The following is a 26051-nucleotide window of genomic DNA, read 5'->3' as shown; positions in this document are numbered from 1 at the left end:
TGTCTTACCAACGCCAAAGCGGTAACGCCAGAGGACAAGTTTGCGCCGGCAGGAATGAAGGCGTCAGGAAAAAGCGGGAACGTCCCGGCGCAGATCGCCGGTTCCGCGGGCGAAGGTCAGGGTGATCGCCCCGTTCACCTCCTCCGCACCGGCAGTCCCCGCAGCCGGTTCGACCGTCAGGCCGGCATCGGCCAGGGCGGTTTCGAACAGTCCGGTCCGGTCGCCCGGCAACGCGAAACGGACGGTCGCCATGACGTCGGAGAACAGCGTGTGGTCGACGATCCAGCCGCCGGCCGCCCCCAGCGCGTCGGCGACCGCGGTCAGAGCCGCATTGCGCTCCATGGCGACCACCGCTTCGTATTTCAGAAAGCCCCGCATCGCACGTCCTCCGGTCCCGCCGCCTTCCGGCATCCGAGCCGTTGACGGTCGCTCAGTGTAGTGGATGACTGTCCGGCGCGTAAGGTCACGCGTCCTGCCCGCCGGCACATCCGGCACACTGCGAGCCACCATGCCCCGCCCCACCATCGCGACCAGCCTGTCGGCCAAGCTTCTGCTGCTCACCATCCTGTTCGTGCTGCTGGCGGAGGTGCTGATCTACGCCCCCTCCATCGCGCGCTTCCGGATGAGCTACCTGGAGGAGCGGCTGGCCGCCGCCAACATCGCCGCCCTGTCGGTGGAAGCGGCCCCCGACCTGATGGTGACGAAGGAATTGCAGGCCAAGCTGCTGGCCTACACCGGCACCCACGTCATCGACCTGATCCAGCCGGGTGCCCGCGTCTACATGCTGTCGCGTCCGATGCCGCCGCAGGCCGATGCGGTGTACGACCTGCGCGGCACCGGCATGGGCATGCAGTTCGTCGATGCCGGCAACGCTCTGTGGCTCGCCCTGGGGGAAGCCCTGGGGGGAGCCGTCGGGCCGCAGCGCAACCGGGTGATCCGGGTGATCGACCGGTCTCCCAACGACCCGGCTCAGCGCGTCGAGGTGACGATGGACGAGCGGCCGCTGATCGATGCCATGCTCGACTTCTCCCGCCGCATCCTGGCGGTGTCGGTCGCCATCTCGCTGATCGCGGCGATCCTGGTCTATGTCACGCTGCATGCCCTGCTGGTGCGGCCGATGCGCCGCCTGACCGCGGAGGTGGTCGCCTTCCGCCGCGATCCCGACGGCGCCCCGCCGCTGGTGCCCGGCACCCGCGCCGACGAGATCGGCGTGGCGGAGCGCGAGCTGGCCGCCATGCAGGGCACGGTGCGCGCCGCCCTGCGCCAGCGCGAGCGGCTCGCCGCGCTGGGCACCGCGGTGGCGAAGATCAACCACGACCTGCGCGGTATCCTGTCCACCGCCTCCCTCCTGTCGGAGCGGCTGACCGAAAGCGCCGATCCCGAGGTGCGGCGGGTGACGCCGCGGCTGGTCGCCTCGCTCGACCGGGCGGTGGAGCTGTGCAGCCAGACCCTGTCCTTCACCCGCGACGGCGTCCTGCCGCTCTCTCCCGCGCCTACGGACCTGCGCCGGCTGGTGGAGGAGGTCGGGGCCGAGGTTCTCGCCACCGCCCGGCCCGACGGCGGCCGGGTGGAGGCGGACTGGGTCAACGAGGTCCCCACCGGCACGCTGGCGCAGGTCGATGCCGCCCAGCTTAGCCGCGCTCTGGTCAATCTCGGCCGCAACGCGGTGCAGGCCGGTGCCGACCGGGTGCGCATCTCCATCCAGGCCGAACCGGCAAACCGGCTGACCCTGACCGTCGCGGACAACGGCCCCGGACTTGCGCCGCGGGCGCGGGAGAACCTGTTCCAGCCCTTCGCCGGATCGGCGCGGGCCGGCGGAGTGGGCCTTGGCCTCGCCATCGCGCGGGAGGTGCTGCGCGCCCATGGCGGCGAGCTGCGGCTGGTGGAAAGCGACGCCGCCGGAACGGCCTTCGCCCTTGACATACCGCAATGCAATGCGGACACCGGTGCTGTAGCCGTTGCAGCGCACAAGTCGTTTGTGTCGCATTGATTCTGCCGGGCCAGTCCCGCAGAATTCCTTCAAAGCCGAAGCGTTCGCGAGCAGCCCGGCGGGGCGGGAGGCGGGCGCTTCCCCACCGCCAACGCCTTGTTCTGAAAGGACTCCGCGACGTGAAAGCCCTCTCCTTCTGGATCAACCCCATCCTCGCCGGCATCATGGCTTTCGTCGGGCTGCTCGCCTCCTCGCGCGCGGCGGACGGAGCCTTCGCGGCCGGCGGCCTGATCGTTTTCCTCGGCTGCGTGCTCTTCATCTTCGCGTCGATCGGCCGCTATTTCGACCGTCCGGGCTCTGCCCACTGACGGTCGCGCCAGGCGACCGGTAACGCGAAGGCCGGGTGAACCACCCGGGGGGCAGGCGCCCAACGAAGCGGGTGCCACATGACATGCTCTATGACATGGGCAACAACGGCGGACCCCAACGCCTTCGCGACCATCGATGTCCTGCGCCGCCGTCCCGTCATGGATTTGACGGCGGCGCTTCCCTTCTCCCTGACGCCGCACACCGTCGTCGATCTCTGCTGCGGAGCCGGACAGCTGTCCCGGCTGCTGGCGGCGCGCTGGCCCAAGGCCGACGTGCTGGCGGTCGACCATTCCCCGGCGATGCTGCGCTGGGCCGCCGACACGCCGTCGCGCGTGCGCTACCAGCAGGCCGATCTCGGCGAATGGCGCCCGCACTGGCCGGTGGACCTCGTCATCTCCGCCGGCGGGCTCCACCATCTGGGCGGGCACGAACGGCTGTTCCCCGACCTGCTGCAATCGCTCGGCCCCGGCGGCATCCTTGCCGTCGCCCTGCCCCGTCCGCAGGCCCAGACCGCCCATCGCCTGCTGCTGGAAACCGCTGCCGACGGCCCCTGGTCGGACCGGCTGCACGATGCGTGGCCCGCGGCGGAGCGGACGGAAAGCCCCGGCCACGGTGCCCAGGACTATTATGACTGGCTGGCTCCCCAGGGCGCCGTGATCGACCTGTGGGAAACCGAGTATTTCCAGGCGCTCGACGGCGACGTGCCGCTTTTGCAATGGCTGCACCAGTCGGCGCTGGTTCCGGTGATGGACCGTCTGGCCGGACCCGAACTCGACCGCTTCCTCGCCGCCTACCGCCGCCGGCTGGAGACGGCCTATCCCGAACATTCCAGCGGCGGCGCCTTGATCCCGACCAAATGGCTGTTCCTGGTGGCGCAGGTGTGAAGACGCTGCCGCCGACCCGTCACTCGACCAGCCGGATCTCCGTCGTCGCGACGCCCGAGGCCCCGACCGCCACCGCGTAATCGTCGAAGCCCGGCGGACCGAAGCTGCCGCGGGCGGAGCGGCTGAACCCGTGCGGCTCGGCCGGGATGCCGAACAGGCCGGTGGCCATCTCCCCATTGTTGTCGAGATCCTGGAAGGCGATCAGCCCATAGCGCCCAGCCGGCAGGTCCGGAAACACCACCTGCACCTCGGTCCCCAGCGCCGCGGCGAAATAGCCGGCGCGCGGCACCTTCGCCTTCTGCGCCTCGGCGCTGTCGAACAGCGCGACCATCACCTTGCCCTGGTTGGGCTTTACGTTGCGGACGGTCGCGCGGAGTTCCCCGGCCGTAGCAGTTCCCGCGCCCGATCCCACGGCAGCCAGCGCCAGCAGCGTCACCGGGGCGATCATCCTTGTGGACCAACTTGTGGACCAACGCGCGAACCGTCGCCGTGCCGTCATTCCCCGTTCTCCCCTGGCGGCACCCGACCGGCCGGGTGCTTCGCGGTACAGTACGCGACCATGACCACCGCAGATCAGCCTGACCCTTAAACGCCTTCCCCGCGGAACGGCCGGGACAGCAGCCCGTCGATGGTCTCGTCCAGCCCGGCGCCACGGTTCAGGATGGCGTCGACGGCGGCGCAGATCGGCATGTCGACGCCCAGCTTGGCCGCGAGCCCGACCACCGCGGCGGCGGTATAGACGCCCTCCGCCACCGACCGGCGCACCGCCAGGATCTCGGCCAGCGCCTTGCCTTCGCCCAGCGCCGCCCCCAGCGACATATTGCGCGATTGCAGGCTGGAGCAGGTCAGCGTCAGGTCGCCCAGCCCCGACAGCCCCATCAGCGTCTCCGCCCGGCCGCCGAGCGCCAGCGCCAGCCGGGTGATCTCCGCCAGCCCGCGGGTGATCAGCGCCGCCCGCGCATTGTCGCCCAGCCGTCGCCCCTCGACCACGCCGCAGGCGATGGCCAGCACATTCTTCACCGCCCCGCCGATCTGCGAGCCGACGACATCGTCCGAACGGTAGGGCCGGAAGGTGCGGCTGCCCAGCGCCGCGACCAACGCCGTGCCCAGGTCTTCGTCGGCACAGGCCAGCGTCACCGCCGTCGGCAGCCCGCGCGCCACCTCCGCCGCGAAGGTCGGACCGGACAGGATCGCCACCGGATTGCCGGCCGGCAGCGATGCCGCCACCGCCTCGCTCATCAGCGCGTGGCTGTCCAGTTCGATCCCCTTGGCGCAGACGACGACCGGCGCCCCCGGCTTCAGAATTGGCGCCATCCGCGCGGTGACGCTGCGCGCATGCTGGGCCGGCGACACCAGCAGCACCGCATCGCAGCCCCCCAGATCGGCCAGCTCGCCGGTGACCCGCAGCGCATCGGGCAGCGGCACGCCGGGGAGGTAATCGCGGTTCTCGCGGCGGATGCTCATCGCCTCCACCACCGCCGGCTCGCGCGCCCACAGCAGCGTCTCGCGCCCGGCCCGCAACGCCGCAAGCGCCAGCGCAGTGCCCCAGGCGCCGCCACCGACGACGCCGATGCGGCTGAGGGGAGAGGTGGGCAAGGCACTCATGGCAGGTCACTCACGCGTAAGAAACAGAGGGGTATGCGCACACTCGTCACGCCTTCACCCCCGCCCCCACGCCTGCACGCCCGATCACCGGCGCGGCGTTCGGGTCCAGCGGCCAGCGCGGACGGGGGGCGAAGTTCAGCGGGTCGCTCTCACCCATGCGGAAGCGCTCGATCCCGGCCCAGGCGATCATCGCCGCATTGTCGGTGCACAGGCGCAGCGGCGGGGCGACGAACGGCATGCGATGCGTCTCCGCCAGCGTCGACAGGCGGCTGCGGATCGCCTTGTTGGCCGCCACGCCGCCGGCGACCACCAGGGCGCCGCCCTGCGGATGGTCCTCTTTGAAGCGGCGGATGGCGCGGGCGCAGCGGTCGGCCAGCACCTCCGCCACCGTCGCCTGGAAGGCGGCGGCGAGATCGTCGCGATCCGTATCCGACAGGACGCCGCCCGACATGCCGCCCAACTCCTCCACATGACGCCGCACCGCGGTCTTCAGCCCGGAGAAGGAGAAATCGCAGCCCGGACGCCCCAGCATCGGCCGCGGCAACTCGAAGCGCGCCGGATCGGTGGCCCGCGCCGCCGCCTTCTCCACCAGCGGCCCGCCGGGATAGCCCAGCCCCAGCAGCTTGGCGGTCTTGTCGAACGCCTCGCCGACCGCGTCGTCAATGGTGGTGCCCAGCCGGCGATAGCGGCCCACGCCCTCCACCGCCAGAAGCTGGCAATGTCCGCCCGACACCAGCAGCAGCAGGTAGGGAAAGGCGACATTGTCAGTCAGCCGCGCGGTCAGCGCGTGGCCTTCCAGATGGTTCACCGCGACGAAGGGCAGCCCGCGCGCCGCGGCGATAGCCTTGGCGGTCATCACGCCGACGATGACGCCGCCGATCAGCCCCGGCCCGCCGGTGGCCGCCACCGCATCCAGGTCGCCGAAGCCGATCCCGGCCTCACCCATGGCGCGGCGGATCAACCCGTCCAGATGCTCGAGATGGGCGCGGGCGGCGATTTCCGGGACGACGCCGCCATAGGGCGTGTGGTCGTCCAGCTGCGACAGTACGACGTCGGCGCGGATTTCGCGCGCGTCGGTGACGACGGCGGCGGCCGTCTCGTCGCAGCTCGTTTCGATTCCAAGAACGATCATGGCGCCAAATTAGCCGCCTTGGCGGTCCGGGTACAGGATGGAGTTGCGGGCTGCCGCGCACATGAAATTTGATCCGCCTCAATCTTACGTATGGAGGGCAGACGAATCCTTGCAAAGCTGCGCGGATCCCCTAGAACACGCCCTATGACGACCCACCCGCTCCGTATCGGGACGCGCGGCAGCCCGCTGGCGCTGGCGCAGGCCCATGAAACCCGCGACCGCCTGATCGCAGCCCATCCGCATCTCGCCGCGCCCGGCGCCATCGAGATCGTCGTCTTCAAGACCACCGGCGACCGCATCCTCGACCGCACCCTGGCGGAGGCGGGCGGCAAGGGCCTGTTCACCAAGGAACTGGAGGAGGCGCTGTTCGACGGCCGCGCCGACCTTGCCGTCCATTCGATGAAGGACGTGCCGACCCAGCTTCCCGACGGGCTGGAAATCGCCACCCTGCTGCCGCGCGAGGATCCGCGCGACGCCTTCTTCTCCCGCTCCGGCGGCGGTATTGCCGATCTGCCGGCCGGCGCCGTGGTCGGCACCGCCGGGCTGCGCCGTCAGGCCCAGGTCCTGGAACTGCGCCCCGACCTGAAGATATTCCCGCTGCGCGGCAACGTGCAGACCCGCCTGTCCAAGCTGGACGCCGGCGAGGTCGACGCCACCCTGCTGGCGCTGGCCGGCCTGCGCCGCCTCGGCCTGACCGACCGCATCACCGCGGTGCTGGAACCGGAAACCATGCTGCCGGCGGTGGCCCAGGGCGCCATCGGCATCGAGATCCGCAGCGACGACGACGCCACCCGCGCGCTGCTGGCTCCGCTGAACTGTGATGAGACCATGGTCCGCGTCACGGCGGAGCGCGCCCTGCTGGCCGCGCTGGACGGCTCCTGCCGCACGCCCATCGCCGCGCTGGCAATGCTGGACGGCGACGGGCTGCATCTGCGTGCCAAGGTGCTGTCGCATGACGGGAGCATCATCTTCCGGACCGAACGCCGCGGCCGGTCGGCCGATGCCGAGTCGCTCGGCAGCGATGCCGGCGCCGAGATCCGGGGGCAGCTGCCGCCCGATTTCTTCGTCGCCTCCCCCCACTGATCCTTCGCTCCGGTCAGGTTTTCCGCATGACGGAAAAGCAGCCCGAACCGCCTCGCCGGCAGCCCCGTACGCGCCTGCTGGTGACCCGCCCGGCGGAGGATGCCGAGGCGCTGGTCCGCCGGCTGGAAGCGCTCGGCCATGCGGCGGCGGTGGAGCCGATGCTGTCGATGGTCTGGCTCGACGGGCCGGAACCCGACCTTTCGGACGTACAAGCCCTGCTGTTCACCAGCGCAAACGGCGTACGCGCATACGCCAAACGTACGAGCCGGCGCGACCGTCCGGTGCAAGCCGTCGGAGACGCCACGGCACGGGCAGCGCGGGCGGCGGGCTTCGGCCAAGTCGACAGCGCATCGGGCGACGTGTACGCGCTGGCCAAGCGGGTGCGCGCGATGCGCGATCCAACCGCCGGGGCCCTGCTGCATGTGGCGGGAAGCAAGGTGGCGGGCGACCTTGCCGGCCTGCTGGGAGCGGCCGGCTTCACGCTGCGCCGCAGCGTGATGTACGATGCCGTACCCGCACTAACCCTCTCGGACGATACCGCGACATTTTTGCGTACGTCCGCACTCGACGGCGTGTTGTTTTTCTCTCCCCGTACCGCAGCATCCTTTGTTAGGCTGCTGGCCGAGGCGGGGCTGGTCGACTGTTGTCGTACGGTCGATGCGTTCTGCCTCAGCCCCGCGGTCGCGGAGGCTGCCCGTGCGTACGGCGAACAGGGAGCGATGCCGTGGCGAAGCGTACGGGTGGCGGCTCGGCCGGAGCAGGACTCTCTGCTCGATCTGTTGCCGGTCGCCGGGTAACCCCGGCGCGGTCCGGCCGTACGGCTTACGCCTCCGGTGCTTCCGGATGGTCGGGTCAGCCGTACGGGGGACGAGGGGGACCGGTCAGGGGGCTGTGACGTTACAACGAACAACAGCGAACCGAAGGTACAGCCCATGACCTCTCGTCCAGGCTCCGAACGCCCCGGCACCGACCGTGACGGCGACGGCGCCAGCACCGGCAATGCGGCGGTCGACCGCATCGTCGAACGTTTCGGCGGCATCCGCCCGATGGCCCACAAGCTGGACACCCCGGTGACGACGGTCCAGGGCTGGAAGAAGCGCGGCGCCATCCCGCTGGCCCGCCATGCCGACCTGCGTGCCGCCGCCGCCAAGCACCGCATCAAGCTGGACGACGCCGACCTGGACGCGGCGACTCCCAGCGAGGACCGTCCGACGGATGCCTCCGCAGCCGCCGTCATCACCCCGCCCGCCAGCGTGCCCGTCACCACGATCGACGTGGTTCCGGTGGTCGAACCGATCCCGGCCGCCTCCCCGGCCGACACCATTCCCGGCACCATTTCCGGCGCCGACACCCCGGCCCCCGGCGCGACCGCCGGTGCGGTGACCGAGCTGCAATCCGCCGACGCCCTGATCCCGCCGGCCACGCCCATCGGCGCCACCGACAGCCTCGGTGACCTGCCGAAGAGCGACGCGGAGAAGGCCGAAGACACGAAGACGGATTCCATCAAGTCGGACGGGACGAAGACGACCTCTTCGACCACCAGCTGGACGCCCTCCGGCACCACCGGCAGCGCGGGCTACAGCCGCAGCGCCGATGCCGAGCCGGTGCGTCCGACCATCGCCCCGACCCCGTCCTATATCGAGGAGCCGCGCTCCGGCGGCGGTTTCGCCACCGCCCTGTCGGTCGTGGCCCTGCTCGTCGGCGCCGCCGCGCTGTCGGAGCCCTGGTGGGGTCCGGCCCTGCCCGGCTGGCCGGCATCCCCGCCGCCCGCCGCCTCCGGCGGCGCGCCCGCTCCGGCCGATCCGGCGCTGCGGTCGCAGATCCAGCAGCTGGCCGACCGCATCGGCAAGCTGGAGCAGCGCCCGGCCGCTGTCGCCGGCAACGGCAGCGCAGGCGTCGACGTCTCCGCACTGACCCAGCGGATCGACGCACTGGAGAAGCGCCCGGCCGCCACCCCGGACACCGGCGCCGCCGCCAGCGCCGCCGAAGCCCAGAAGGCGCTGGCCGACCGCCTCGCCGCCCTGGAGCAGAAGGTCACCGCCGCCTCCGGCAACGCTCAGGCCGCGCAGGAGCTGCGTGGCGAGGTCGATGCGCTCAAGCAGCAGGTCACCAGCGTCAACCAAGCCGTCAGCGAGCGGCAGGATGCCGCCACCGCCGCCCAGGCGCTGGTGCTGGCCGCCGGTCAGCTGCGCGCCTCGCTGTCGGGCGGGCAGCCGTTCCAGCAGGATCTCCAGGCCGTCCGTGCGCTCAACATCGCCGATGCCGGCGTCACCCAGCCGCTCGACGCCGTGGCGCCCTATGCCGCCAAGGGCATCCCGACCCGCGCCCAGCTGACCGACCGCTTCCAGCCGCTGGCCGGCGAGATCGTCCGTGCCGAAATCCGCGGCGAGGGCAACAGCTGGATCGACTCGGCTGTCGGCAAGCTGTCCACCCTGGTCACCGTGCGCCGTGAGGGCGGCGGGGTGGTCGGCACCACCGCCGACGCCGTCGTCGCCCGTGCCGAGGCCGCTCTCGCCGCCGGCAATCTGGCCAAGGCGGTGGAAGAGCTGTCGACCCTCCAGGGTCCGGCCGCCCAGACCGCCGCGCCGTGGCTGGCCGACGCCAAGGCGCGTGTGGCCGCCGATCAGGCCGCGCGCCAGCTGAACGACCGCGCCATCGCCCTGATGACCACCGCCGCCGGCGGGAAGGGGACGGCCCAATGATCCGCGCCCTCTGGTTCCTTCTGAAGGTCGCGGTGGTCATCGCCGCCGCGATCTGGCTTGCCGACCGTCCCGGCACCGTCAGCGTCCATTGGCTGGGCTACGCCGTCGAGGCGCCCTTCTGGGTCGCCCTGCTGGTCACGCTGGCGGCGCTGGGCATCGCGGCGCTGGGCTACCGCCTGCTCCGCGGCATGATCCGCACGCCGCAGCGCATCCGCCGCCACAGCCGGGCCCGCCGCCGCGAACGCGGCTACCGCGCCCTGACCCAGGGCATGGTCGCCATCGCCGCCGGCGACGCGCCGACAGCGCGCAAGATGGCGCGCAAGGCCGATGGCCTGCTGAACGAGCCGCCGCTGACCATGCTGCTGTCGGCCCAGGCCGCCCAGCTGCAGGGCGACGAGCGCGCCGCCCGTCAGTATTTCGAAGCGATGCTGGAGCGGCCGGAAACCGCCTTCCTCGGCATGCGCGGGCTGCTGACCCAGGCGATCAAGTCGGGCGACCGGGTGGAGGCGCTGAACCTCGCCCGCAAGGCGCGCGGGCTCCAGCCCAACACGCCCTGGCTGCTCGGCACGCTCTATGACCTGGAGGCGCAGGCCGGCGACTGGGCTGCCGCCGAGGGCACGTTGCAGCAGGCTATTCAGAGCGGGGCCATCCCGACCGAGGAGGGCCGCCGCCACCGCGCCGTCCTGCTGCTGGAGCGCAGCTTCGAGGCGGAGCGCCGCGGCCGTGCCGACGCCGCCCTGTCGCACGCCCAGGCGGCGCACGACATGATGCCGGGCTTCGCCCCCGCCGCCGTGCGTCTGGCCCGTCTCCAGGTCGCCGCCGACCGGCTGAAGCCGGCCGCCAAGGTGGTCGAGCGGGCGTGGCGCCACGCGCCGCACCCGGAACTGGCCGACATCTACCGGACCATCGTTTCCAGCTATGACGCGCTGACCCGCGTGCGTCTGTTCCAGAAGCTGGTGCGTCAGGCCCCCGATTCGGCCGAGTCCCACCTCGCCGTCGCCCAGGCCGCCATCGAGGCCCAGCTGTGGGGCGAGGCGCGCCAGCACCTGAACCGCGCCATGGAGATCGGCCCGACCCGCCGCGCCTATCGCCTGATGGCCGAGCTGGACCGCGGCGAGCGCCATGACGAGGAGGCGGCGAAGGACTGGCTGGCCCAGGCCGCCAACGCACCCGAGGATCCGGTGTGGACCTGCAGCTCCTGCGGGGCGGTCAGCCACAACTGGGGTGGCCTGTGCGGCCATTGCGGCGCCTTCGACAGCCTGACCTGGAAGACCCCGACGGTGGCCGTCCCGGTGATGGAACCGACCGACATCCCCCCGGCGCTGGCCCGTCCGGCAACCGCGTAAGGGATCGTTGCAACGCACGAGGAAAAGCGCCCTTCCCCACCGGGAAGGGCGCTTTTTCTTTGAGGGACAGTCGCAGGCGTCAGCGGTCTCCCGTCCACTGCGCCTGCGATCTCCCCATCTGCTTCGCAGCCCTAACGCATCCCCTCCGGTCCGACACGGTCCAGCGGCAGTTCCTTCATCGCCAGCAGACGGTCCAGCAGACGCCCCCCGGCAGGCGCGTTGGCCGGCGGAGCCGCTGCCCTGGCGGCGGCGGAGGCACCGGCCGCCTCCGCGACGGGTGCGGCACTCTCCAGCCGGGTGTTGTCGATGCGGTACTCGCCGCCCGACAGGCTGTTGACGAGCTGCTCCTTCGGCGACGGGCCGGCCACGACATTGCCGTCGGCGACATTGCCGTGCATCCGCCCGGCCTGTCCGGCGCTGGGCACCCATTCCAGCCGCAGGAAGCGGTCCTTGCCGTCATTCATCACCGTGATGTTGTCGGCCACCCGGTTGTTGTCGCCGCCATGCAGGAAGATCGCCGCCATCCCGGTGTTCTCCAGCAGGTTGCCCTGCACCGTCACGCCGCTGGTCATGTCGTCGAGATAGATGCCGAAGCCCTTGTAGCGGGCCAGCCAGCGCCCCTGCGCATCGGTGGCGAGCCCGCCGGTGTCGCGGATGTCGTTGAAGCGGACGACGCTACGGGTGTCGTTGCCGCTGCGGCCCAACATCTCGATGGCCCCGGCGTCGGCGGTCTGGCGCGAGGTGTCGCGGATGCGGTTGAACTCGATGGTGTTGTCGCTGTTCACCGTCTGCGGGTTCCAGTTCTTGATCGAGATGCCGTAACGGGCAGACCGCCGGATGTCGTTGTGGGCGATCAGCGTGTTGCGGATGCCGGCGCCCATCACGCCGCCGCTGAAGAAGCGCACCTCGCCGATGTCGCTGATGCGGTTGGCGAGGATGCGGTTGTCGCTGCTGCCGGGTGCCAGCACCACGCCGGACCGGCCGAGATGCTCCATCCGGTTGCCCGACACCTCGGTCCGGCTGGCGCCGTCCAGCATCACCGCGGTGCCGACCAGGGTGAAGCGGTTGCCGGAGACCCTGGCCCCGCTGCCGCCCTTCACCACCACCGCATTGCCGTCCCACGGCACGTCGGTGAAGGTCAGCCCCTCGACCGACACGTTGCGGGCATTGTCCAGCCGCAGCAGCACCGGCTGCCGCGCCACCACGAGGTCCGCCCCCGCGGCGTTCAGCCCGGTCGGCGGCTTGACCAGCAGGCGCTTGGCCTTGGCGTCCCAGGCGAATTCGCCCGGCCGCGTCAGGAAGTCGGGATGGCCGAGCAGCCGCACGGTCGAGCCGTCGCGGTACGGATACTGCCCGTCGCCGTCGAAGCTCAGCAGCCCGCCGGGATCGGCCGACACCACCCCCAGCAGGTCGTCGGACAGCCGTTCGCGGTCCAGCGCCTGCGCCCGCACCCCCGGACCGGCCCATCCGGCCTTCAGCACGCCGGGAGGCAGCCGCATCTGCCGCTTGCTCCCCTGGCTCTTGGGATCGGACTGCACCGCCTTGGCCGGGAACCAGCCGCTGCGCGGATCGCCGGGCATGAAGTCGCCGCTGCGCGCCGCATCCAGGCGCAACCTTTCACCGGGACCGCCGATGGACACGTCCAGCGCCGGATCGCGCGCCAGCGGCGCCGACAGCACGCCGTTGGCCGTCTGCGCGCCGCCGACCGTCTCGCCCCCCGACAGCACCGGCTGCTCGCCCTCCACCGCGGCCAGCCGCAGCCCCGGCAGCGACGCATCCACCACCAGCGGCGCCGTCAGCCGATAAGTGCCGCCATGCAGCCGCACGGTCGCCGGGCCGCTTCCCTTGGCGGCGGCCAGCGCACGGGCCGGTGTGGCGAACGGACCGTCGCGCCCGTCGGCCGACGGCTGCGAGAGGCGTCCCGACCAGCGGTCATTGCCGGTGGGCGAGACGTAGAAGGTCGTATCCGCTGCCATAACCGGCCCCCATCCGGCGGCAGTCAGCAGAAACGCTGAAGTCAGCAGAACCCGAGGCAGGATTTGGGCCGCTCCACTCCGAAGACGAGGTTGGGAACGGAACATGGGAGAACCTCCTCAAAGACAGCGGCAGATGCCGCCGAAGGGGGGAGACTGACCCAGGCCACCCGCACCGGCAAAAGCGCGAAGGGGGTGTGCGGGTGCGAAGGGGCCACGCCCTCTGCACACCTGCCCGACCGGGACGGGACGTATAGGCTGGCTTTTCATCCTAGCCTGACCGGCCGGTCGTACCCGTTTGCCTGCGGATCGCCCGTCTGTCCAGGCGGAGCCTACAACCGGGGACGGTTTGCCGATGATCGAAATGGCGCTGATCGCGCAGGTCCTGGTGCTGGTGCTGGTGACTGCGGTGTACCTCAGCTCCGGCAGCGCGTCGATGTTCCATCCGCTGACGCTGTACCTGATCTTCCACACCCTGGTCTTCGTCATGCGGCCGATCCTGGTCCACACCCAGCATTTCGACGATGTCTGGCTGTTCATGGGATTCTGGCCGAGCGAGCAGCAGTTCGTCATGACGCTGGTGGTCAGTTCGGTGGCGTTGATCGCCTTTTCCGCCGCCTGCATCTGGGCAGGGCTGGTCCGGCCCGACTGGACCCCGAACGGCGAGCCGGCGCCGGCCTTCACCTTCGACCGCGTCGACATCGTCGCCTTCCTGACCACCGCGGCGCTGCTGGGTCCGCTCGCCATCTATTCGGCGGTCCAGCGCCAGGGCGGCGCCAGCTTCGACGGCACCGGCGACGTGCAGATGGAGCGCGACCCGCTGACCGGCCAGCCGATCTACACCAACACCACCGGCTATATCGCGGAAGCCCATTCGATGGGCCTGCCGCTGACGCTGGGGCTGATCTGGGTCTGCCGCTTCCACCCGCTGTCCTTCATCCCCTTCGCCGGCTTCGTCGCCTACCGCGCCTATCTGGGCTGGGGCCGCTGGGCCATCATCATGGGCATCCTCGGGCTGGTGCTGCTGATGCTGTACCGCAGCCGCACCAAATGGTTCCGGCTGTGGCATGTGCTGGCCGCCATCCCGGTGATGGGGCTGTTCACCGTGCTGGGCAACAACCGCGACGCCTTCCGCGACGTGCTGGCCGGCGACGCGCCCGCCTCCGTCCTGCTGAAGTTCAACGGCGGCAGCGGCAGCGGCCGGGCGCTCGACGCGCTGGCCGGCCAGGATCTGGCGAACTTCGACTTCCTCGCCTACATCCTGTGGGTGGTGCCGAAGCAATCTGCGACCTACACCTGGTTCACCCAGTATCTGCAGCTGTTCACCGAACCGATCCCCCGCCTGCTGTGGCCGGGCAAGCCCGTGGGCGCGCCGGTGAAATGGGTGGACCTGAACGACTACGGCGTCTTCTACAACCTGACCACCTCGCTGCCCGGCGACGGCTGGATGAGCGCCGGCTGGATCGGCATGATCGTCACCATGGTGGTGGTCGGCCTGATCCTCGGCCGCCTGCACCGCTGGTTCTGGACCAGCGGGTTCCGCAACCGCTATGCCGTGCTGTTCTATTGCGCCTTCCTGCCGCTGTGCCTGCAATGGTTCCGCGACGGCAACATCACCATCGTGAAGTTCGGCTTCTTCTCGCTGCTGCCGATCCTGCTGTGGATCGGGCTGACCCGCGCGCTCCGCGCCTGGGGCATCCTGGACGACGACCCGCTTCGCCCGGTGGTGGCACCGCCCAATTACGTCGGAAGGAGGCCGTCATGACGCTGAGCGTCAGCGCCGTCATCGCCACCTACAACCGCGGGCCGGAGCTGCGCATCGCGCTGACCCGGCTGATGAACCAGACCACCCCGCCGACGGAGATCATCGTCATCGACGACGGCTCCAGCGACGGCACCGGCGCCATGATGCGGGCGGAGTTCCCCACCGTCCGCTACGTCCGCCAGCCGCACAATGGCGGGCTGATCCTGGCCCGCAACTTCGGTTTCGTGAACACCACCGGCGACTGCATCCTGTCTGTCGACGACGACAGCTGGTTCGAGGATCCGGACGGTCTCGCCCGCTGCGTCGCCTATCTGGATGAGAATCCGGAGGTCGCCGCCGTCGCCTGCAACATCGAGACGCGCGACGGGCTGGTCTATTTCCCCAGGGGCGCCGCTCCCTTCGACGTTCCCTGGTATGTCGGCTGCGGCCATCTGCTGCGGCGCAGCGCCGTGGAGCAGGTCGGTCTCTACATGCCGGAGCTCTACCGCCAGGGCGAGGAGAAGGACCGCTGCCTGCGGTTGGTCGGCGCCGGCTACCGCGTCGTCGCCTTGCCCGACGTCATGGTCTACCACGACAAGAGCGAGAAGGGCCGCAAGCCGGGGATGGAGCGCTTCTACAACCACCGCAACGACCTGATCCGCGAGGTGGCGCGCTGCCCGTCGTCGTTGATGGCGTGGCGGCTGGCGCGCAGCTGGGCCGGCAACAGCTGGAAGAACCTGCGCAACGGCCCACGCCTGACCGATCTGAAGGTGCTGCTGGCCCTGCCGGAGATCGTCCGCATCGGGCGGAAGCACCGGGCGCCGGTCAGTGTGGAGGCCTATAACCGCTGGCTGCATCTGGCGAAGACCGCGGCTCCGGCCAGCGCCCCAGCCGCGGACAAGCCCGTCAGCCGGGCTGCATCCCGCCCAGTTGCAACAGAACGGCCCAGCCCAGCACGATCAGATTGACGGTCAGCGTCATCGCCATGCCCGGCGCCCGCGCGAAGGGATGCACCAGATATCCCGCCCAGAACAGCAGCCGCCCCAGCACGAACAGCCCGGTCGCCACCACCGCCGCTCCCAGCGAGGGCTGCGGCAGGGTGGCGACCAGGGCCGCCAGCGCCGGCACGAAGATGGCGGACTGCTCCACGCTGTTGGCCAGCACCCGCTGGCAGACGCGCTGGCCGCGCGACTCGGGATCCTCGATCGGGTTGAAGGCCTGGGTGCGGCCGCGCATCGCCATCACGCCGACGACCATGCCGAACAGCAGCAGCGCCGGCCACAGCGCCAGCCGGGCCAACAGTGCCATCCGCGCACCGGGCGCATTCAGCCCCATCGGCGGCGCCACCAGCGACAGCAGCAGGACGAACAGCAGCGCGGTCACGACGACCGCCGCCCCGTTCAGCATCAGGGCACCGCGGAGCAGGGATTTGCGCCGGCGGGGGGCGCGTTGCTGAAGGCTGCTGTCGGACATCGGGGCAGGGCTCCGTCAAAGGCCGGGGATTGGACAAAGGGCCTGCCCCTTCCCATCTGGAAAAGACGGCGCTCTGTCCTTTCGACCAATAACGGCTCAGTCCGTGATTTGGATCAAGGCCTGGACGCCGCCGCGGGTGTCCCCTACCGGTGTGACCTGGGGGCGACCGCAGTGTCGGAGATGTTGTCAGTCACTCTTTTCGCTACCATGTTGTAACCATCTGCTTCACCATGTGGGTGAACGCGGGGATCTCGATGGTGGAGGGCCTATGATGGATCTCGTTCTGCTCGGTGGTGCGGTGGCGACGGCTGCGGCGTTGGCCGGTCTGATCGCCACGATGCCGACACCCAAACCGATTCCGATCCGCGTCCGCGACCGGCGCCGCCAGCGGCGCTGACGTCACCGGCCGATCCGATCTCTGATCGATTGCCTGTGATGACGGTGGTCGCCGCCTTACTGCGGCGGCATCGCTAAGCCGAGGAAGCCGACGACCAGTTCCGACACCTGACGGTGGATGGCGTCCCGGTTGCGCATCTCCTTGGCATCGGTGCCCTGGCCGTGCCCGTTGCCATCGCGGCAAATCATTCCATCCCCAGGCCTTGCGGCCTCAAGCAGCGGGACGGCGCCCTCCTTGCAGATGCCGAGAAAGCTGAAATGGCTGGCATCGGCGATTTCGACACCGCGCGTCCTTTCGCCCGGCAACAGTGCCGCCAGATGGCGCGACTCCAACTCAGCCGGCATTTTCGGATTTCCCGGAGCGGCGCCGACGACCAGGACCGGCTTGTCGATCCTGCCGAGGCTGACCGGGTCGAAGCCCTGCGCCAGTCCCAGATCGAGCGTGACCACCGCCGCGACCCGCCCATCCGCCAACGCGGTCGACGCCCAGCCCTGAGAATCCGGAGCCTGAGAATCCGGAGCCTGTGAGCCGCCATCCAGCGCGCCGATCTCCGGTCCGCAAGCCGCCATCAGCGGGTGGGCCTTGCAGGCGGTCTCATGACGCCACGGCTCGAACCGCCCTCCCGCCAGCGCCACGGCGGTCCATCCCCCCAGCGAATGACCGATCACCGCCGCCCGTCCGGCAATGATCGACCCGGACCAGCGGGGATCCTCGTTCATCCAGTCGATGACCCGGCTGATATCTCCCGGACGCTTCCACAGCATGCTGGCGCCCGGCGGGGCCATGTCGCGGCTGGTCGATCCGGGATGGTTGGGGGCGGCGACAAGATAGCCCCGTGCCGCCAGATCGGCGGCCAGCCATTGCTGGTTGGTCCAGTTGCCGCCATAGCCGTGGGAGAGCACCACCAGCGCATGCAGCCCCGGCTGCGGCGGAGCGCCGACCCGCAACGCCATCCCCACCATGACCGGCGTGTCGCCGACCATCGTGGTTTCTCCCGCCGCCTCCACCGGATACCAGACCGCAACCTCAAGCGCCCGGTGCCGCTCCGTTGCCGGCAGCGACAGTTTCTGGAAGCCGACGGACGGCGACTCGGCCCGAACCGGACCCGCCAGCGCCCCAACAGCCAGCGCAAAGAGCGCGAGGTGGGAAAAACGGGTCATGTCGGCGCTCCATAATCCGGAAAAATGTCCCGGACGGTCAGCGGTCCAGATCGCGGATCGCGCGGTTCAACTCGAATTCCTTCGAGGCGACGTAGGCTTCCATCCCGACGATCCGCTTCTCCATGTCGCGGAAGCGCTGGGTCAGACCGGCGAGCGTGCGGTCGGGCTTGGTCGACACCGTCCGCCAGAACGCCTCTTCCTCGGCATCGCGGTACAGCTGCGGCGGACGCACCGGCAGCACCATCAGCGCGATCACATAGGCGATCACCAGCGGCACCGAAAAGAAGAACAGGGCGACCAGCATCGCCAGCCGGACGACGCCCGGCTGCATCCCGAAGTAATCGGCGATGCCCGTGCACACCCCACCCAGCACCCCGCGCTGCGGGTCGCGGTAGAGCCGGTGCGGATTCGGCGAGTCGTAGGGGGACGCGCGGTCCATGACTCCTCCCAAGAATTGAATGACACAGCCTGAAAAGGCGCGCTACAGCCGGCGAACCACCGTCACAGCTTGTTGCGCCAGTTCGGCGCCTCGGCGTCCAGCACGCGTTCCAGCGCATGGACGCGAGTCTCCAGCCGGTTGGAGATTTCCCACAGTTCGGCCAGAAGCCGTTCGTCCTGCGCGGACAGCCCGCGCTGCGAGCGCCATTTGGTGATGTAGTGGAAGACGATCCAGACCGGCGCCACCACCACCAGGAACAGCACCGCAAGGACGAAACCCAGGAACCCCATGGTCGTCGGGCCTTCTTATTGTCGTGAGGGGAGTGGGTGGGGCCTCGAAGCCCCACCCCGGCGGCCGGGTCCGATCCGCCGTCAGCCGTTGCGGCGGGCAGCGACACGGGCCTTCAGCGCGGCCAGATCCTCCTCGACCTTCTGGCTCGCCTCAAGCTCGGCGATCTCCTCGGTCAGGCTCTTGGTGCGGCCGATGTCGTAGGACTCGACGCGGCCCTCCAGCTCGTCCAGGTTGCGCTCGACCTGCTCGAAGCGCGACAGCGCCTCGTTGATGCGCTCGTCATGCAGGGCGCCGCGCACCTTGACGCGGTTGGCCGCAGTCTGGGTGCGGGCCACCAGCGCCTTCTCGCGGGCCTTGGCGTCGGCCAGCTTGGCCTGCAGGCGGCCGATGTCCTCGTTGGCCTTGGACAGGGCCGCTTCGACCTGCACCAGCTGTTCGGTCAGCATGTCGGCCTGCTCGGCGACCTTCGACTTGGCCATCAGGGCGCCCTTGGCGAGATCCTCGCGGCCGGCGGTCAGCGCCACCTCGGCCTTGCGGTCCCACTCGTCGCGCTCGCGGCGCAGATCGGCGACGCGGCGCTCGATCTCCTTCTTCTCCGCGATGATCTTGACGGTGGAGGAGCGCACCTCGACCAGCGTGTCTTCCATCTCCTGAATGATCAGGCGAATCAGCTTCTCCGGCTCCTCGGCGCGGTCGAGCAGGGAGTTGAGGTTCGACTGCACGATGTCGGTCAGGCGCGAAAAGATGCTCATGATACGTGTCCCGTCAATCAGCCGAGGATGGCGCCGGCGACGATGCCGGCGAAGAAGAACAGCCAGCTTTCGGCCGGCCGGGTGGCGAGATAGTTGCGCACGCGGCGCGCCAGCGGGCGCCCCTGCGAAGCGTTGAAGCGGTCACCGCCGTAGCGGCGGCGGAAATCGCTGAAGTCGCTCATGGATGACCTCCTTGCCATGACAGAGCTATCGCAACCGCCGTGCCAATTCCGCCGAAAGGCAACCAACCCGTTGAAGCGCTTGGGCGTTCGGCGCTCGGGACCAGCAGGATCCATCCGTTGCCGTATCGCCATTCAGGCGATATCATCGCCAGATCGGCGAACTCATGGCGAAATCAACGATGACAGTCACTCCGCCCTCCCTTCTCGGTGAATCGCCGGCCTTCCTCGCCACGCTCACCCATGTGTCGCGGGTGGCGCCGCTGGAACGCCCAGTGCTGGTGATCGGGGAGCGCGGGACCGGCAAGGAACTGATCGCCGCCCGGCTGCACTACCTGTCGCAGCGGTGGGACCGTCCCTTCATCAAGGTGAACTGCGCGGCCCTGCCGGAGTCGCTGCTGGATTCGGAACTGTTCGGGCATGAGGCCGGGGCCTTCACCGGCGCCACCCGCCGGCAGATCGGCCGGATCGAGCAGGCCGACGGCGGCACCCTGTTCCTCGACGAGATCGCAACCGCCTCTCCCGCCGTTCAGGAAAAGCTGCTGCGCGCCGTCGAGTATGGCGAGATCGAGCGGGTGGGCGGCCGCACCGCCACCGTCGATGTGCGGGTTGTCGGCGCCACCAACGCCGATCTGCCGGCGCTGGCCGCCGCCGGCCGCTTCCGCGCCGACCTGCTGGACCGGCTGGCCTTCGACGTGGTGACCCTGCCGCCGCTGCGCGCCCGCCCCGACGACATTCCGCCGCTGGCCGAGCATTTCGCGCTGGGCATGGTGCGCGAACTGCAACGTCCGCTGTTCCCCGGCTTCACCGATGCGGCACTCGACCGGCTGCGCGGCCATGACTGGCCCGGCAACGTGCGCGAGCTGCGCAACGCGGTGGAGCGCTCCGTCGCCGCCGCCGACCCCGACGAGCCGCTCGACCACATCGTCCTCGATCCCTTCGAGTCGCCCTGGCGTCCGGCCGCCGCCCCGACCGCCCGTCCGGAGGCGGCGTCTCCCCAGGCGAACGCCCCCGTCCCCTCCTTCGACGGCGGCATCCTCGATCAGGTCCGCGCCTTCGAGGCGTCGATCCTGCGCGAAGCGCTGGAGCGCAACCGCTTCAACCAGCGCCAGACCGCCGAGTCGCTGGGGCTGGGCTACCATCAGCTGCGCGGCATGCTGAAGAAGCATGGGCTGATCCCGCCGGCCCATCTGCGACCTTAGGCCGTCCCCGGACCATCCGTTTCCCGTGCTATACCGGATGCCCAACCGCCGAGAGAGCGGTTCGCCACGCTACGGGATGGGGAGCAGCACGATGGCCACCAGCATGTCCGGCCCAGCCATTTCAAGCCAAGTCATTTCAGGCCTCGAGGTCCGCGGTCCGATCAACGCCGGTTTCGAGGAGATCCTGACGCCGGAGGCAATGGCATTCCTGGCGGAGCTGGAGGGGCGCTTCGGCGGCGAACGGCTGCGGCTGCTGGATGTGCGGACCAAGCGGCAGGCATTGCTCGACCAGGGCCACAAGCCCGACTTCCCGCCGGAAACCCGCGCGATCCGCGAGGCCGACTGGACGATCAGCCCGCTGCCCGTCGATCTGCTCGACCGCCGGGTGGAGATCACCGGACCGGTCGACCGCAAGATGGTCATCAACGCGCTGAACAGCGGCGCCAAAGTCTTCATGGCCGATTACGAGGATGCCACCTGCCCGACCTGGACCAATCTGGTCGAGGGGCAGATCAACATCCGCGACGCGGTGCGCCGGACCATCACCCACGAGGATCCCGCTAGCGGGAAGAAATACCGCCTCAGCGACAAGACCGCGGTGCTCAAGGTCCGGCCGCGCGGCTGGCATCTGGAGGAGCGCCATGTGCTGATGGATGGCGAACCGATGTCGGGCGCGCTGTTCGACTTCGGCCTGCATGTCTTCCACAACGCCAAGGAGCTGCTGGCGCGCGGCAGCGGCCCCTATTTCTACCTGCCCAAGCTGGAAAGCCATTTCGAGGCGCGGCTGTGGCGTGAGGTCTTCCTGGTGGCGGAGGAGTATCTCCACCTGCCGCACGGCTCGATCAAGGCGACGGTGCTGATCGAGACCATCCTCGCCGCCTTCGAAATGGACGAGATCCTGTATGAGCTGCGCGAGCATTCCGCCGGCCTGAACTGCGGGCGCTGGGACTATATCTTCAGCTTCATCAAGAAGTTCCGCAAGGACCCCGCCGCCGTCATGCCCGACCGGGCGGAGGTGACGATGGCCACCCCCTTCCTGTCCGCCTACAGCCAGCTGGCGATCCGGACCTGCCACCGCCGCGGCGCGCCGGCCATCGGCGGCATGGCCGCTTTCATCCCGGTGAAGGACAACCCGGAGGCCAACGAGGTCGCCTTCTCCCGCGTGCGCGCCGACAAGGAGCGCGAGGCGTCCAACGGCCATGACGGCACCTGGGTCGCCCATCCCGGACTGGTCCCGGTGGCGCGGGAGGTGTTCGACGCCTACATGCCGACGCCGAACCAGATCGCCCGCAAGCGCACCGACGTGACCGTCACCGCCGCCGATCTGCTGGCGGTGCCCGACGGGCCGAAGACCGAGGCGGGCCTGCGCAACAACGTGGCGGTCGGCATCGGTTATATCGAGGCATGGCTGCGCGGCCAGGGCTGCGTCCCGCTGTTCAATCTGATGGAGGACGCCGCCACAGCGGAGATCAGCCGCACCCAGGTCTGGCAGTGGGTCCACACCGGCACCGCGCTGGACGACGGGCGGGTTGTGACGCTGGACCTCGTCGACCGCATCGTCGCCGAAGAGCTGTCGGCCTGGGAGACCCGCGTCGGCGCCGACGCTTATGCCGGAGGCCGCTATGCCGACGCCGCGTCGCTGTTCCGCGATCTGGTGGCGCGGGAGGACTTCACCGACTTCCTGACCCTGCCGGCCTATGAACGCGTGGTGGCGGAGGGGGCGTAAAGGGACAACGCGGCAGGGGGACGCAGCGCCCCCTACCCCACCCGCCCCAGCCGGACCGTCAGCGGCCAGCGGATCTGCCGCTCCGTTTCCGGATCGCCCCACAGCAGCGCGATCTCCTCGGCAAAATCCTCAAGCGGGTTGCCGCCCAGCGCCCTGGTCGCCGCCTTCACCCCCGACCATGTGTTCATGTAGCCGAGCAGCCGCGCCAGCGGCCACACCGCCTCCATCGCCAGCGGCGGCACCGCCAGTTCCGGAAACGGGAAGTCCATGCCGCGATAGCCCTCGATCACCTTCCAGCGGTCGGCCGGCCAGTAAGGCCCTAGCGTGCCGTTGTGGAATCGCTCCACCACCGGGTCCAGCACGGGATCGTCCAGCCACTGCCGTCCGTAGCAGACGAGCGCCACCGCCGCCGCCGGCTTCGACACCCGCCGCACCTCGGCATAGAAGCGCCCGAGGTCGAACCAGTGCGCCGCCTGCGCCGCGACGATCAGGTCGCAGCAGCCGTCGGGCAGGCCGCTTTCCTCCGCCGGGGCGACGGCATAGCGGACGCGATCGTGCGCTTCAGCCTGGGCGATCTGCTCCGCGCTGGCGTCGGTAGCCTGGACCGCCGCAAAGTGGCCGGCCAGCGCCACGGAGAACTGCCCGTTGCCGCAGCCGACGTCCCAGGCCAGCCCGCGCCCCGGCGCCGCACCGGCCAGGGCGGCGGCCAATCCAGGCGGATAGGTCGGGCGGAAGGCGCGGTAATCGCCGGCATGGCCGGAAAAATGGTCCTTGAAGGAACGCATGGGATGGGATCGCCTCGATCAACCGGGACAACGATTAGGCTTGGAATTTTCCGGCGGATGAGGATAAACCCTGTGGGTTCGTCGCGGAACCCTTCCCAGGGTGACCCGCATCTTTCCGCTGTGGCGCAGGCGCGCCGGGCGTGCTACCAAGCGCGCGATTTTTCGTGCGCCTCGCCAACCACCTGTGTCCGGCATGCAGACCTTCCTGGAATTCGAAAAGCCGATCGCCGAGCTTGAAGGCAAGATCGAGGAGTTGCGGCACCTGACCAACGCCGGCGACATCAACATCGCCGACGAGGTCGCAAAGCTGCAGGCCAAGGTCGACAAGCTCCTGCGGCAGACCTACGCCAAGCTCACGCCCGCGCAGAAGGTTCAGGTGGCCCGCCACCCCAATCGGCCGCACTGCCTGGACTATGTGCATGGTCTGATCGAGGACTTCACGCCGTTGGCCGGCGACCGCCATTTCGCCGAGGACCGTGCGGTCATCGGTGGTCTGGGTCGCTTCCGCGGCCGGTCCGTGGTGGTGATCGGCCAGGAAAAGGGCAACGACACCGAAACGCGCGTCCGCCACAATTTCGGCATGGCGAAGCCGGAAGGCTACCGCAAGGCCCAGCGCCTGATGGATCTGGCCGACCGCTTCAAGCTGCCGGTCGTCTCGCTGGTCGACACCGCCGGCGCCTTCCCTGGTGTCCAGGCGGAGGAGCGCGGCCAGGCCGAGGCCATCGCCAAGAGCATCGAGCGCTGCCTGCGGCTGAACGTGCCGATGGTCGCCTCGGTCATCGGCGAAGGCGGCTCGGGCGGCGCCATCGCGATTGCCACCGCCGACCGCGTGCTGATGCTGGAACACGCCATCTATTCGGTGATCTCGCCGGAAGGCTGCGCGTCGATCCTGTGGCGCAGTTCCGACATGGCGGGCGAGGCGGCCATCGCGCTGCGCCTGATCAGCCAGGACCTGAAGGAGCTGGGCGTCATCGACCATGTGGTGAGCGAGCCCATCGGCGGCGCCCACCGCGACCCGGCCGAGACGATCAGGAAGCTGGGCGACTGCATCGAGGAGTCGCTGGGCGAGCTGGACGGGCTGGACGGCGTCACCCTGCGCGCCAAGCGCCGCGAGAAGTTCCTGGAGATGGGGCAGAAGGGGCTGGGCTGAGGCCCGGCCCTTTCCCGCCTCTCCATTCCTCTACCCTTTTCCACCCTTCCCCGCGTTCGGCCCGCACCTCGGTCGAGCGGGGCGGGGAATGGATAAGGCAGCGGGCGCCATTGCCCCCCATCCTGCTCCCTACAGCAGGAACACCGAAGCCAGTCCGAGGAACGCCAGGAACCCGACGACGTCCGTCACCGTCGTCAGGAACACAGCGCTCGACACCGCCGGATCCACCCCCAGCTTTTCCAGCCCCAGCGGGATCAGGGCACCGCTCAGGCCCGCCACGACCAGATTGATGATCATGGCGAGTCCGATGACGACGCCGATCAGCGGGCCGTACCAGACCAACGCGATCAGCCCGACCATCACGGCGAAGATGCCGCCGTTGATCAACCCGACCAGCAGTTCCTTCCCCACCACGCGCATCGCGTTGGCCGACGACAGGTCGTGCGTCGCCAATGCGCGGACGACGACGGCCAGCGTCTGGGTGCCGGCATTGCCGCCCATCGAGGCGACGATGGGCATCAGCACCGCCAGCGCCACGATCTGCTCGATGGTGCCCTCGAACAGCGAGATCACCCCCGAGGCCAGGAAGGCGGTGCCGAGGTTGATGGTCAGCCAGCCGACACGGCTGCGGGCGATGTCGCCGATGCCGCTGAACACGCCGGTGTCGCCCGACCCGCTCAGCTTGCGCAGGTCGTCGTCCGCCTCCTCGTCGATGATGCGCACGACGTCGTCGACGGTGATGACGCCGATCAGCCGGCCGGCGGCATCGACCACCGGGGCCGAGACCAGGGCATATTGCCGGAACAGGTTCGCCACCTCCTCCCGCTCCATGGTGGCGGGGATGGCGTCGACCTCGCCGGTCACCAGATCGGCGATGCGCACGGCACGGCGCTGGCGCAGCAGGCGCGACAGCGGCACGGCCCCGACCACCCGGTGCATCGGGTCGACGATGAAGATGTCGTAGAAATCCTCCGGCAGCGTGTCGGTCGCCGCCCGGACGAAGTCGATGGTCTTGCCGACCGTCCAGAATTCCGGCACCGCGACCAGCTCGCGCTGCATCATGCGGCCGGCGCTGTCCTCGTCGTAGGTCAGGTTCTCCTGAACCAGCGCGCGTTCGGCATCGGGCAGCTTCGCCAGGATCTGCGCCCGCGTCTCCGCGTCCAGATCCTCGATCAGTTCCACCGCATCGTCGGTGTCGAGGTCGGCGACGGCGTCGGCCAGTTCCTGCGGCTCGAACCGACCGATCAGCGATTCGCGCAGGTCCGGGTTCAGGTAGGACAGCACCTCGCCATCCAGTTCGGTGGGCAGCAGGTCGATCAGGTCGGCGCGCTCGGCCGGCTCCGCCTGTTCGATCAGGTCGGCGATGTCGGCGGCATGCAGCCCGTCCAGCCGCGCCAGCACGGCATCGCGCTCGCGGGCGCGCAGCAGGCCGGCGATCTCCTCCACGAACTCCGGCTCGACGCCGTAGCGGCGTTCGTCCTCCACCTCCTGGGCATGGCCATGGGGGTTGGCGGCGCCGTCCGTCCGCGGAACCGGTGCATGGGGATCGGTGTGCATGCCGGCACCCTCCCTTCGACGATGCAATCCCCGGATGCCGAGCCAAAGTGGCGGCAAGGAAACGGCGGACGGCTCCGCGACATCGGACGGTGGCCGGCGGCGTTCAGGGTTTGCGGGTTGTGGAAGCCTTCCGGCCGGTTCCGGAAGCCCGCTGCACAGGAGCGGGACCGGT

The 26051-nt window shown here is 69.7% G+C and carries 26 protein-coding genes; 13 read left to right on the top strand and 13 right to left on the bottom strand.

Annotation, left to right across the window (positions count from 1 at the left end; genetic code table 11):
* Positions 1-63: 63 nt before the first annotated feature.
* On the bottom strand, positions 64-378 hold the full coding sequence (locus tag ABNQ40_RS18710; protein ID WP_109052002.1) for a hypothetical protein: 315 nt from the start codon (positions 376-378) through the stop codon (positions 64-66).
* 130 nt (positions 379-508) lie between these two features.
* Between ABNQ40_RS18710 and ABNQ40_RS18705 the strand changes: the two genes are divergently transcribed.
* The 3 genes from ABNQ40_RS18705 to ABNQ40_RS18695 all read left to right on the top strand — a co-directional run bounded on the left by ABNQ40_RS18705 (position 509) and on the right by ABNQ40_RS18695 (position 3183).
* Entirely contained in the window at positions 509-1990 is a 1482-nt protein-coding gene (locus ABNQ40_RS18705; protein WP_109052001.1) for a HAMP domain-containing sensor histidine kinase, read from the top strand.
* A 119-nt stretch (positions 1991-2109) separates the two neighbouring features.
* Positions 2110-2298, top strand: a complete 189-nt coding sequence (locus tag ABNQ40_RS18700) for a hypothetical protein (RefSeq protein WP_109052000.1) — start codon at positions 2110-2112, stop codon at positions 2296-2298.
* Positions 2299-2388: 90 nt separating this feature from the next.
* On the top strand, positions 2389-3183 hold the full coding sequence (locus ABNQ40_RS18695; RefSeq protein ID WP_109051999.1) for a methyltransferase domain-containing protein: 795 nt from the start codon (positions 2389-2391) through the stop codon (positions 3181-3183).
* Positions 3184-3202: 19 nt separating this feature from the next.
* Here the strand turns inward: ABNQ40_RS18695 and ABNQ40_RS18690 are convergent, their stop codons facing one another.
* The 3 genes from ABNQ40_RS18690 to tsaD form a co-directional block, all read right to left on the bottom strand.
* A complete protein-coding gene (locus ABNQ40_RS18690) occupies positions 3203-3631 on the bottom strand; it encodes a DUF2141 domain-containing protein (RefSeq protein WP_109051998.1) in 429 nt (142 codons plus the stop codon).
* 137 nt (positions 3632-3768) lie between these two features.
* Positions 3769-4788, bottom strand: coding sequence for an NAD(P)H-dependent glycerol-3-phosphate dehydrogenase (locus ABNQ40_RS18685; RefSeq protein WP_109051997.1), 1020 nt, complete (start codon positions 4786-4788; stop codon positions 3769-3771).
* A gap of 46 nt (positions 4789-4834) precedes the next feature.
* Positions 4835-5920 carry a tRNA (adenosine(37)-N6)-threonylcarbamoyltransferase complex transferase subunit TsaD gene (gene tsaD, locus ABNQ40_RS18680; protein WP_109051996.1) on the bottom strand — a complete coding sequence of 362 codons (1086 nt, stop codon included), beginning with the start codon at positions 5918-5920 and terminating at the stop codon, positions 4835-4837.
* A 144-nt stretch (positions 5921-6064) separates the two neighbouring features.
* On the opposite strand from tsaD, the gene hemC reads away from it, so the two are divergent.
* The 4 genes from hemC to ABNQ40_RS18660 all read left to right on the top strand — a co-directional run bounded on the left by hemC (position 6065) and on the right by ABNQ40_RS18660 (position 11051).
* A complete protein-coding gene (gene hemC / locus ABNQ40_RS18675) occupies positions 6065-7003 on the top strand; it encodes a hydroxymethylbilane synthase (protein ID WP_109051995.1) in 939 nt (312 codons plus the stop codon).
* Between the two features lie 26 nt (positions 7004-7029).
* Complete coding sequence (locus ABNQ40_RS18670; protein WP_109051994.1) at positions 7030-7800, top strand: uroporphyrinogen-III synthase; 771 nt, start codon at positions 7030-7032, stop codon at positions 7798-7800.
* 135 nt (positions 7801-7935) lie between these two features.
* On the top strand, positions 7936-9705 hold the full coding sequence (locus ABNQ40_RS18665) for a COG4223 family protein (RefSeq protein ID WP_109051993.1): 1770 nt from the start codon (positions 7936-7938) through the stop codon (positions 9703-9705).
* The gene (locus tag ABNQ40_RS18660; protein ID WP_109051992.1) at positions 9702-11051 is read left to right on the top strand and encodes a heme biosynthesis protein HemY; all 1350 of its coding nucleotides are present in this window, start codon (positions 9702-9704) and stop codon (positions 11049-11051) included. Before ABNQ40_RS18665 ends, ABNQ40_RS18660 begins: the two co-directional genes overlap by 4 nt.
* 131 nt (positions 11052-11182) lie before the next feature.
* On the opposite strand, the gene ABNQ40_RS18655 is transcribed toward ABNQ40_RS18660, so the two are convergent.
* A complete protein-coding gene (locus ABNQ40_RS18655; protein ID WP_247880080.1) occupies positions 11183-13027 on the bottom strand; it encodes a right-handed parallel beta-helix repeat-containing protein in 1845 nt (614 codons plus the stop codon).
* 352 nt (positions 13028-13379) lie between these two features.
* On the opposite strand from ABNQ40_RS18655, the gene ABNQ40_RS18650 reads away from it, so the two are divergent.
* Positions 13380-14789, top strand: coding sequence for an O-antigen polymerase (locus ABNQ40_RS18650; protein ID WP_109051990.1), 1410 nt, complete (start codon positions 13380-13382; stop codon positions 14787-14789).
* Positions 14786-15736 carry a glycosyltransferase family 2 protein gene (locus ABNQ40_RS18645; protein ID WP_109051989.1) on the top strand — a complete coding sequence of 317 codons (951 nt, stop codon included), beginning with the start codon at positions 14786-14788 and terminating at the stop codon, positions 15734-15736. Before ABNQ40_RS18650 ends, ABNQ40_RS18645 begins: the two co-directional genes overlap by 4 nt.
* Here ABNQ40_RS18645 and ABNQ40_RS18640 read toward each other — a convergent pair.
* Positions 15675-16241 (bottom strand): MAPEG family protein, encoded by a 567-nt coding sequence (locus ABNQ40_RS18640; protein WP_109051988.1) that lies wholly within the window; start codon positions 16239-16241, stop codon positions 15675-15677. The genes ABNQ40_RS18645 and ABNQ40_RS18640 overlap by 62 nt on opposite strands.
* A 268-nt stretch (positions 16242-16509) precedes the next feature.
* Here ABNQ40_RS18640 and ABNQ40_RS18635 point away from each other — a divergent pair, with 268 nt between their 5' ends.
* Complete coding sequence (locus ABNQ40_RS18635) at positions 16510-16638, top strand: hypothetical protein (protein WP_256379242.1); 129 nt, start codon at positions 16510-16512, stop codon at positions 16636-16638.
* A gap of 56 nt (positions 16639-16694) precedes the next feature.
* Here the strand turns inward: ABNQ40_RS18635 and ABNQ40_RS18630 are convergent, their stop codons facing one another.
* The 5 genes from ABNQ40_RS18630 to ABNQ40_RS18610 form a co-directional block, all read right to left on the bottom strand.
* A complete protein-coding gene (locus ABNQ40_RS18630; protein ID WP_109051987.1) occupies positions 16695-17798 on the bottom strand; it encodes an alpha/beta fold hydrolase in 1104 nt (367 codons plus the stop codon).
* A 37-nt stretch (positions 17799-17835) separates the two neighbouring features.
* Entirely contained in the window at positions 17836-18237 is a 402-nt protein-coding gene (pspC, locus tag ABNQ40_RS18625; protein ID WP_098739034.1) for an envelope stress response membrane protein PspC, read from the bottom strand.
* Between the two features lie 62 nt (positions 18238-18299).
* The gene (gene pspB / locus ABNQ40_RS18620) at positions 18300-18527 is read right to left on the bottom strand and encodes an envelope stress response membrane protein PspB (protein WP_109051986.1); all 228 of its coding nucleotides are present in this window, start codon (positions 18525-18527) and stop codon (positions 18300-18302) included.
* Positions 18528-18608: 81 nt separating this feature from the next.
* Positions 18609-19280, bottom strand: a complete 672-nt coding sequence (gene pspA, locus ABNQ40_RS18615) for a phage shock protein PspA (RefSeq protein ID WP_109051985.1) — start codon at positions 19278-19280, stop codon at positions 18609-18611.
* Between the two features lie 17 nt (positions 19281-19297).
* Positions 19298-19462, bottom strand: coding sequence for a hypothetical protein (locus ABNQ40_RS18610; RefSeq protein ID WP_199235430.1), 165 nt, complete (start codon positions 19460-19462; stop codon positions 19298-19300).
* A 179-nt stretch (positions 19463-19641) separates the two neighbouring features.
* Between ABNQ40_RS18610 and pspF the strand changes: the two genes are divergently transcribed.
* Positions 19642-20661, top strand: coding sequence for a phage shock protein operon transcriptional activator (pspF, locus tag ABNQ40_RS18605; protein WP_199235429.1), 1020 nt, complete (start codon positions 19642-19644; stop codon positions 20659-20661).
* Positions 20662-20752: 91 nt separating this feature from the next.
* Positions 20753-22387, top strand: a complete 1635-nt coding sequence (aceB, locus tag ABNQ40_RS18600) for a malate synthase A (RefSeq protein ID WP_247880078.1) — start codon at positions 20753-20755, stop codon at positions 22385-22387.
* Between the two features lie 32 nt (positions 22388-22419).
* On the opposite strand, the gene ABNQ40_RS18595 is transcribed toward aceB, so the two are convergent.
* A complete protein-coding gene (locus tag ABNQ40_RS18595) occupies positions 22420-23172 on the bottom strand; it encodes a class I SAM-dependent methyltransferase (RefSeq protein WP_109051983.1) in 753 nt (250 codons plus the stop codon).
* A gap of 193 nt (positions 23173-23365) precedes the next feature.
* On the opposite strand from ABNQ40_RS18595, the gene ABNQ40_RS18590 reads away from it, so the two are divergent.
* A complete protein-coding gene (locus tag ABNQ40_RS18590) occupies positions 23366-24322 on the top strand; it encodes an acetyl-CoA carboxylase carboxyltransferase subunit alpha (protein WP_098739029.1) in 957 nt (318 codons plus the stop codon).
* A 129-nt stretch (positions 24323-24451) separates the two neighbouring features.
* On the opposite strand, the gene mgtE is transcribed toward ABNQ40_RS18590, so the two are convergent.
* A complete protein-coding gene (gene mgtE, locus ABNQ40_RS18585; RefSeq protein WP_109051982.1) occupies positions 24452-25879 on the bottom strand; it encodes a magnesium transporter in 1428 nt (475 codons plus the stop codon).
* Positions 25880-26051 lie beyond the last annotated feature (172 nt).

Source organism: Azospirillum sp. A23, assembly GCF_042938965.1.
Classification (GTDB): Bacteria; Pseudomonadota; Alphaproteobacteria; order Azospirillales; family Azospirillaceae; genus Azospirillum; species Azospirillum melinis.
This window is presented reverse-complemented; position numbering and strand designations above follow the sequence as displayed.

Bases quoted from the DNA above. Each gene is read 5' to 3' on its own strand.
- ABNQ40_RS18710 (WP_109052002.1), bottom strand. From the start codon at position 378: ATGCGGGGCTTTCTGAAATACGAAGCGGTGGTCGCCATGGAGCGCAAT.
- ABNQ40_RS18705 (WP_109052001.1), top strand. From the start codon at position 509: ATGCCCCGCCCCACCATCGCGACCAGCCTGTCGGCCAAGCTTCTGCTG.
- ABNQ40_RS18695 (WP_109051999.1), top strand. From the start codon at position 2,389: ATGACATGGGCAACAACGGCGGACCCCAACGCCTTCGCGACCATCGAT.
- ABNQ40_RS18690 (WP_109051998.1), bottom strand. From the start codon at position 3,631: ATGATCGCCCCGGTGACGCTGCTGGCGCTGGCTGCCGTGGGATCGGGC.
- ABNQ40_RS18685 (WP_109051997.1), bottom strand. From the start codon at position 4,788: ATGAGTGCCTTGCCCACCTCTCCCCTCAGCCGCATCGGCGTCGTCGGT.
- tsaD (WP_109051996.1), bottom strand. From the start codon at position 5,920: ATGATCGTTCTTGGAATCGAAACGAGCTGCGACGAGACGGCCGCCGCC.
- hemC (WP_109051995.1), top strand. From the start codon at position 6,065: ATGACGACCCACCCGCTCCGTATCGGGACGCGCGGCAGCCCGCTGGCG.
- ABNQ40_RS18670 (WP_109051994.1), top strand. From the start codon at position 7,030: ATGACGGAAAAGCAGCCCGAACCGCCTCGCCGGCAGCCCCGTACGCGC.
- ABNQ40_RS18665 (WP_109051993.1), top strand. From the start codon at position 7,936: ATGACCTCTCGTCCAGGCTCCGAACGCCCCGGCACCGACCGTGACGGC.
- ABNQ40_RS18660 (WP_109051992.1), top strand. From the start codon at position 9,702: ATGATCCGCGCCCTCTGGTTCCTTCTGAAGGTCGCGGTGGTCATCGCC.
- ABNQ40_RS18655 (WP_247880080.1), bottom strand. From the start codon at position 13,027: ATGGCAGCGGATACGACCTTCTACGTCTCGCCCACCGGCAATGACCGC.
- ABNQ40_RS18650 (WP_109051990.1), top strand. From the start codon at position 13,380: ATGATCGAAATGGCGCTGATCGCGCAGGTCCTGGTGCTGGTGCTGGTG.
- ABNQ40_RS18645 (WP_109051989.1), top strand. From the start codon at position 14,786: ATGACGCTGAGCGTCAGCGCCGTCATCGCCACCTACAACCGCGGGCCG.
- ABNQ40_RS18640 (WP_109051988.1), bottom strand. From the start codon at position 16,241: ATGTCCGACAGCAGCCTTCAGCAACGCGCCCCCCGCCGGCGCAAATCC.
- ABNQ40_RS18635 (WP_256379242.1), top strand. From the start codon at position 16,510: ATGATGGATCTCGTTCTGCTCGGTGGTGCGGTGGCGACGGCTGCGGCG.
- ABNQ40_RS18630 (WP_109051987.1), bottom strand. From the start codon at position 17,798: ATGACCCGTTTTTCCCACCTCGCGCTCTTTGCGCTGGCTGTTGGGGCG.
- pspC (WP_098739034.1), bottom strand. From the start codon at position 18,237: ATGGACCGCGCGTCCCCCTACGACTCGCCGAATCCGCACCGGCTCTAC.
- pspB (WP_109051986.1), bottom strand. From the start codon at position 18,527: ATGGGGTTCCTGGGTTTCGTCCTTGCGGTGCTGTTCCTGGTGGTGGTG.
- pspA (WP_109051985.1), bottom strand. From the start codon at position 19,280: ATGAGCATCTTTTCGCGCCTGACCGACATCGTGCAGTCGAACCTCAAC.
- ABNQ40_RS18610 (WP_199235430.1), bottom strand. From the start codon at position 19,462: ATGAGCGACTTCAGCGATTTCCGCCGCCGCTACGGCGGTGACCGCTTC.
- pspF (WP_199235429.1), top strand. From the start codon at position 19,642: ATGACAGTCACTCCGCCCTCCCTTCTCGGTGAATCGCCGGCCTTCCTC.
- aceB (WP_247880078.1), top strand. From the start codon at position 20,753: ATGGCCACCAGCATGTCCGGCCCAGCCATTTCAAGCCAAGTCATTTCA.
- ABNQ40_RS18595 (WP_109051983.1), bottom strand. From the start codon at position 23,172: ATGCGTTCCTTCAAGGACCATTTTTCCGGCCATGCCGGCGATTACCGC.
- ABNQ40_RS18590 (WP_098739029.1), top strand. From the start codon at position 23,366: ATGCAGACCTTCCTGGAATTCGAAAAGCCGATCGCCGAGCTTGAAGGC.
- mgtE (WP_109051982.1), bottom strand. From the start codon at position 25,879: ATGCACACCGATCCCCATGCACCGGTTCCGCGGACGGACGGCGCCGCC.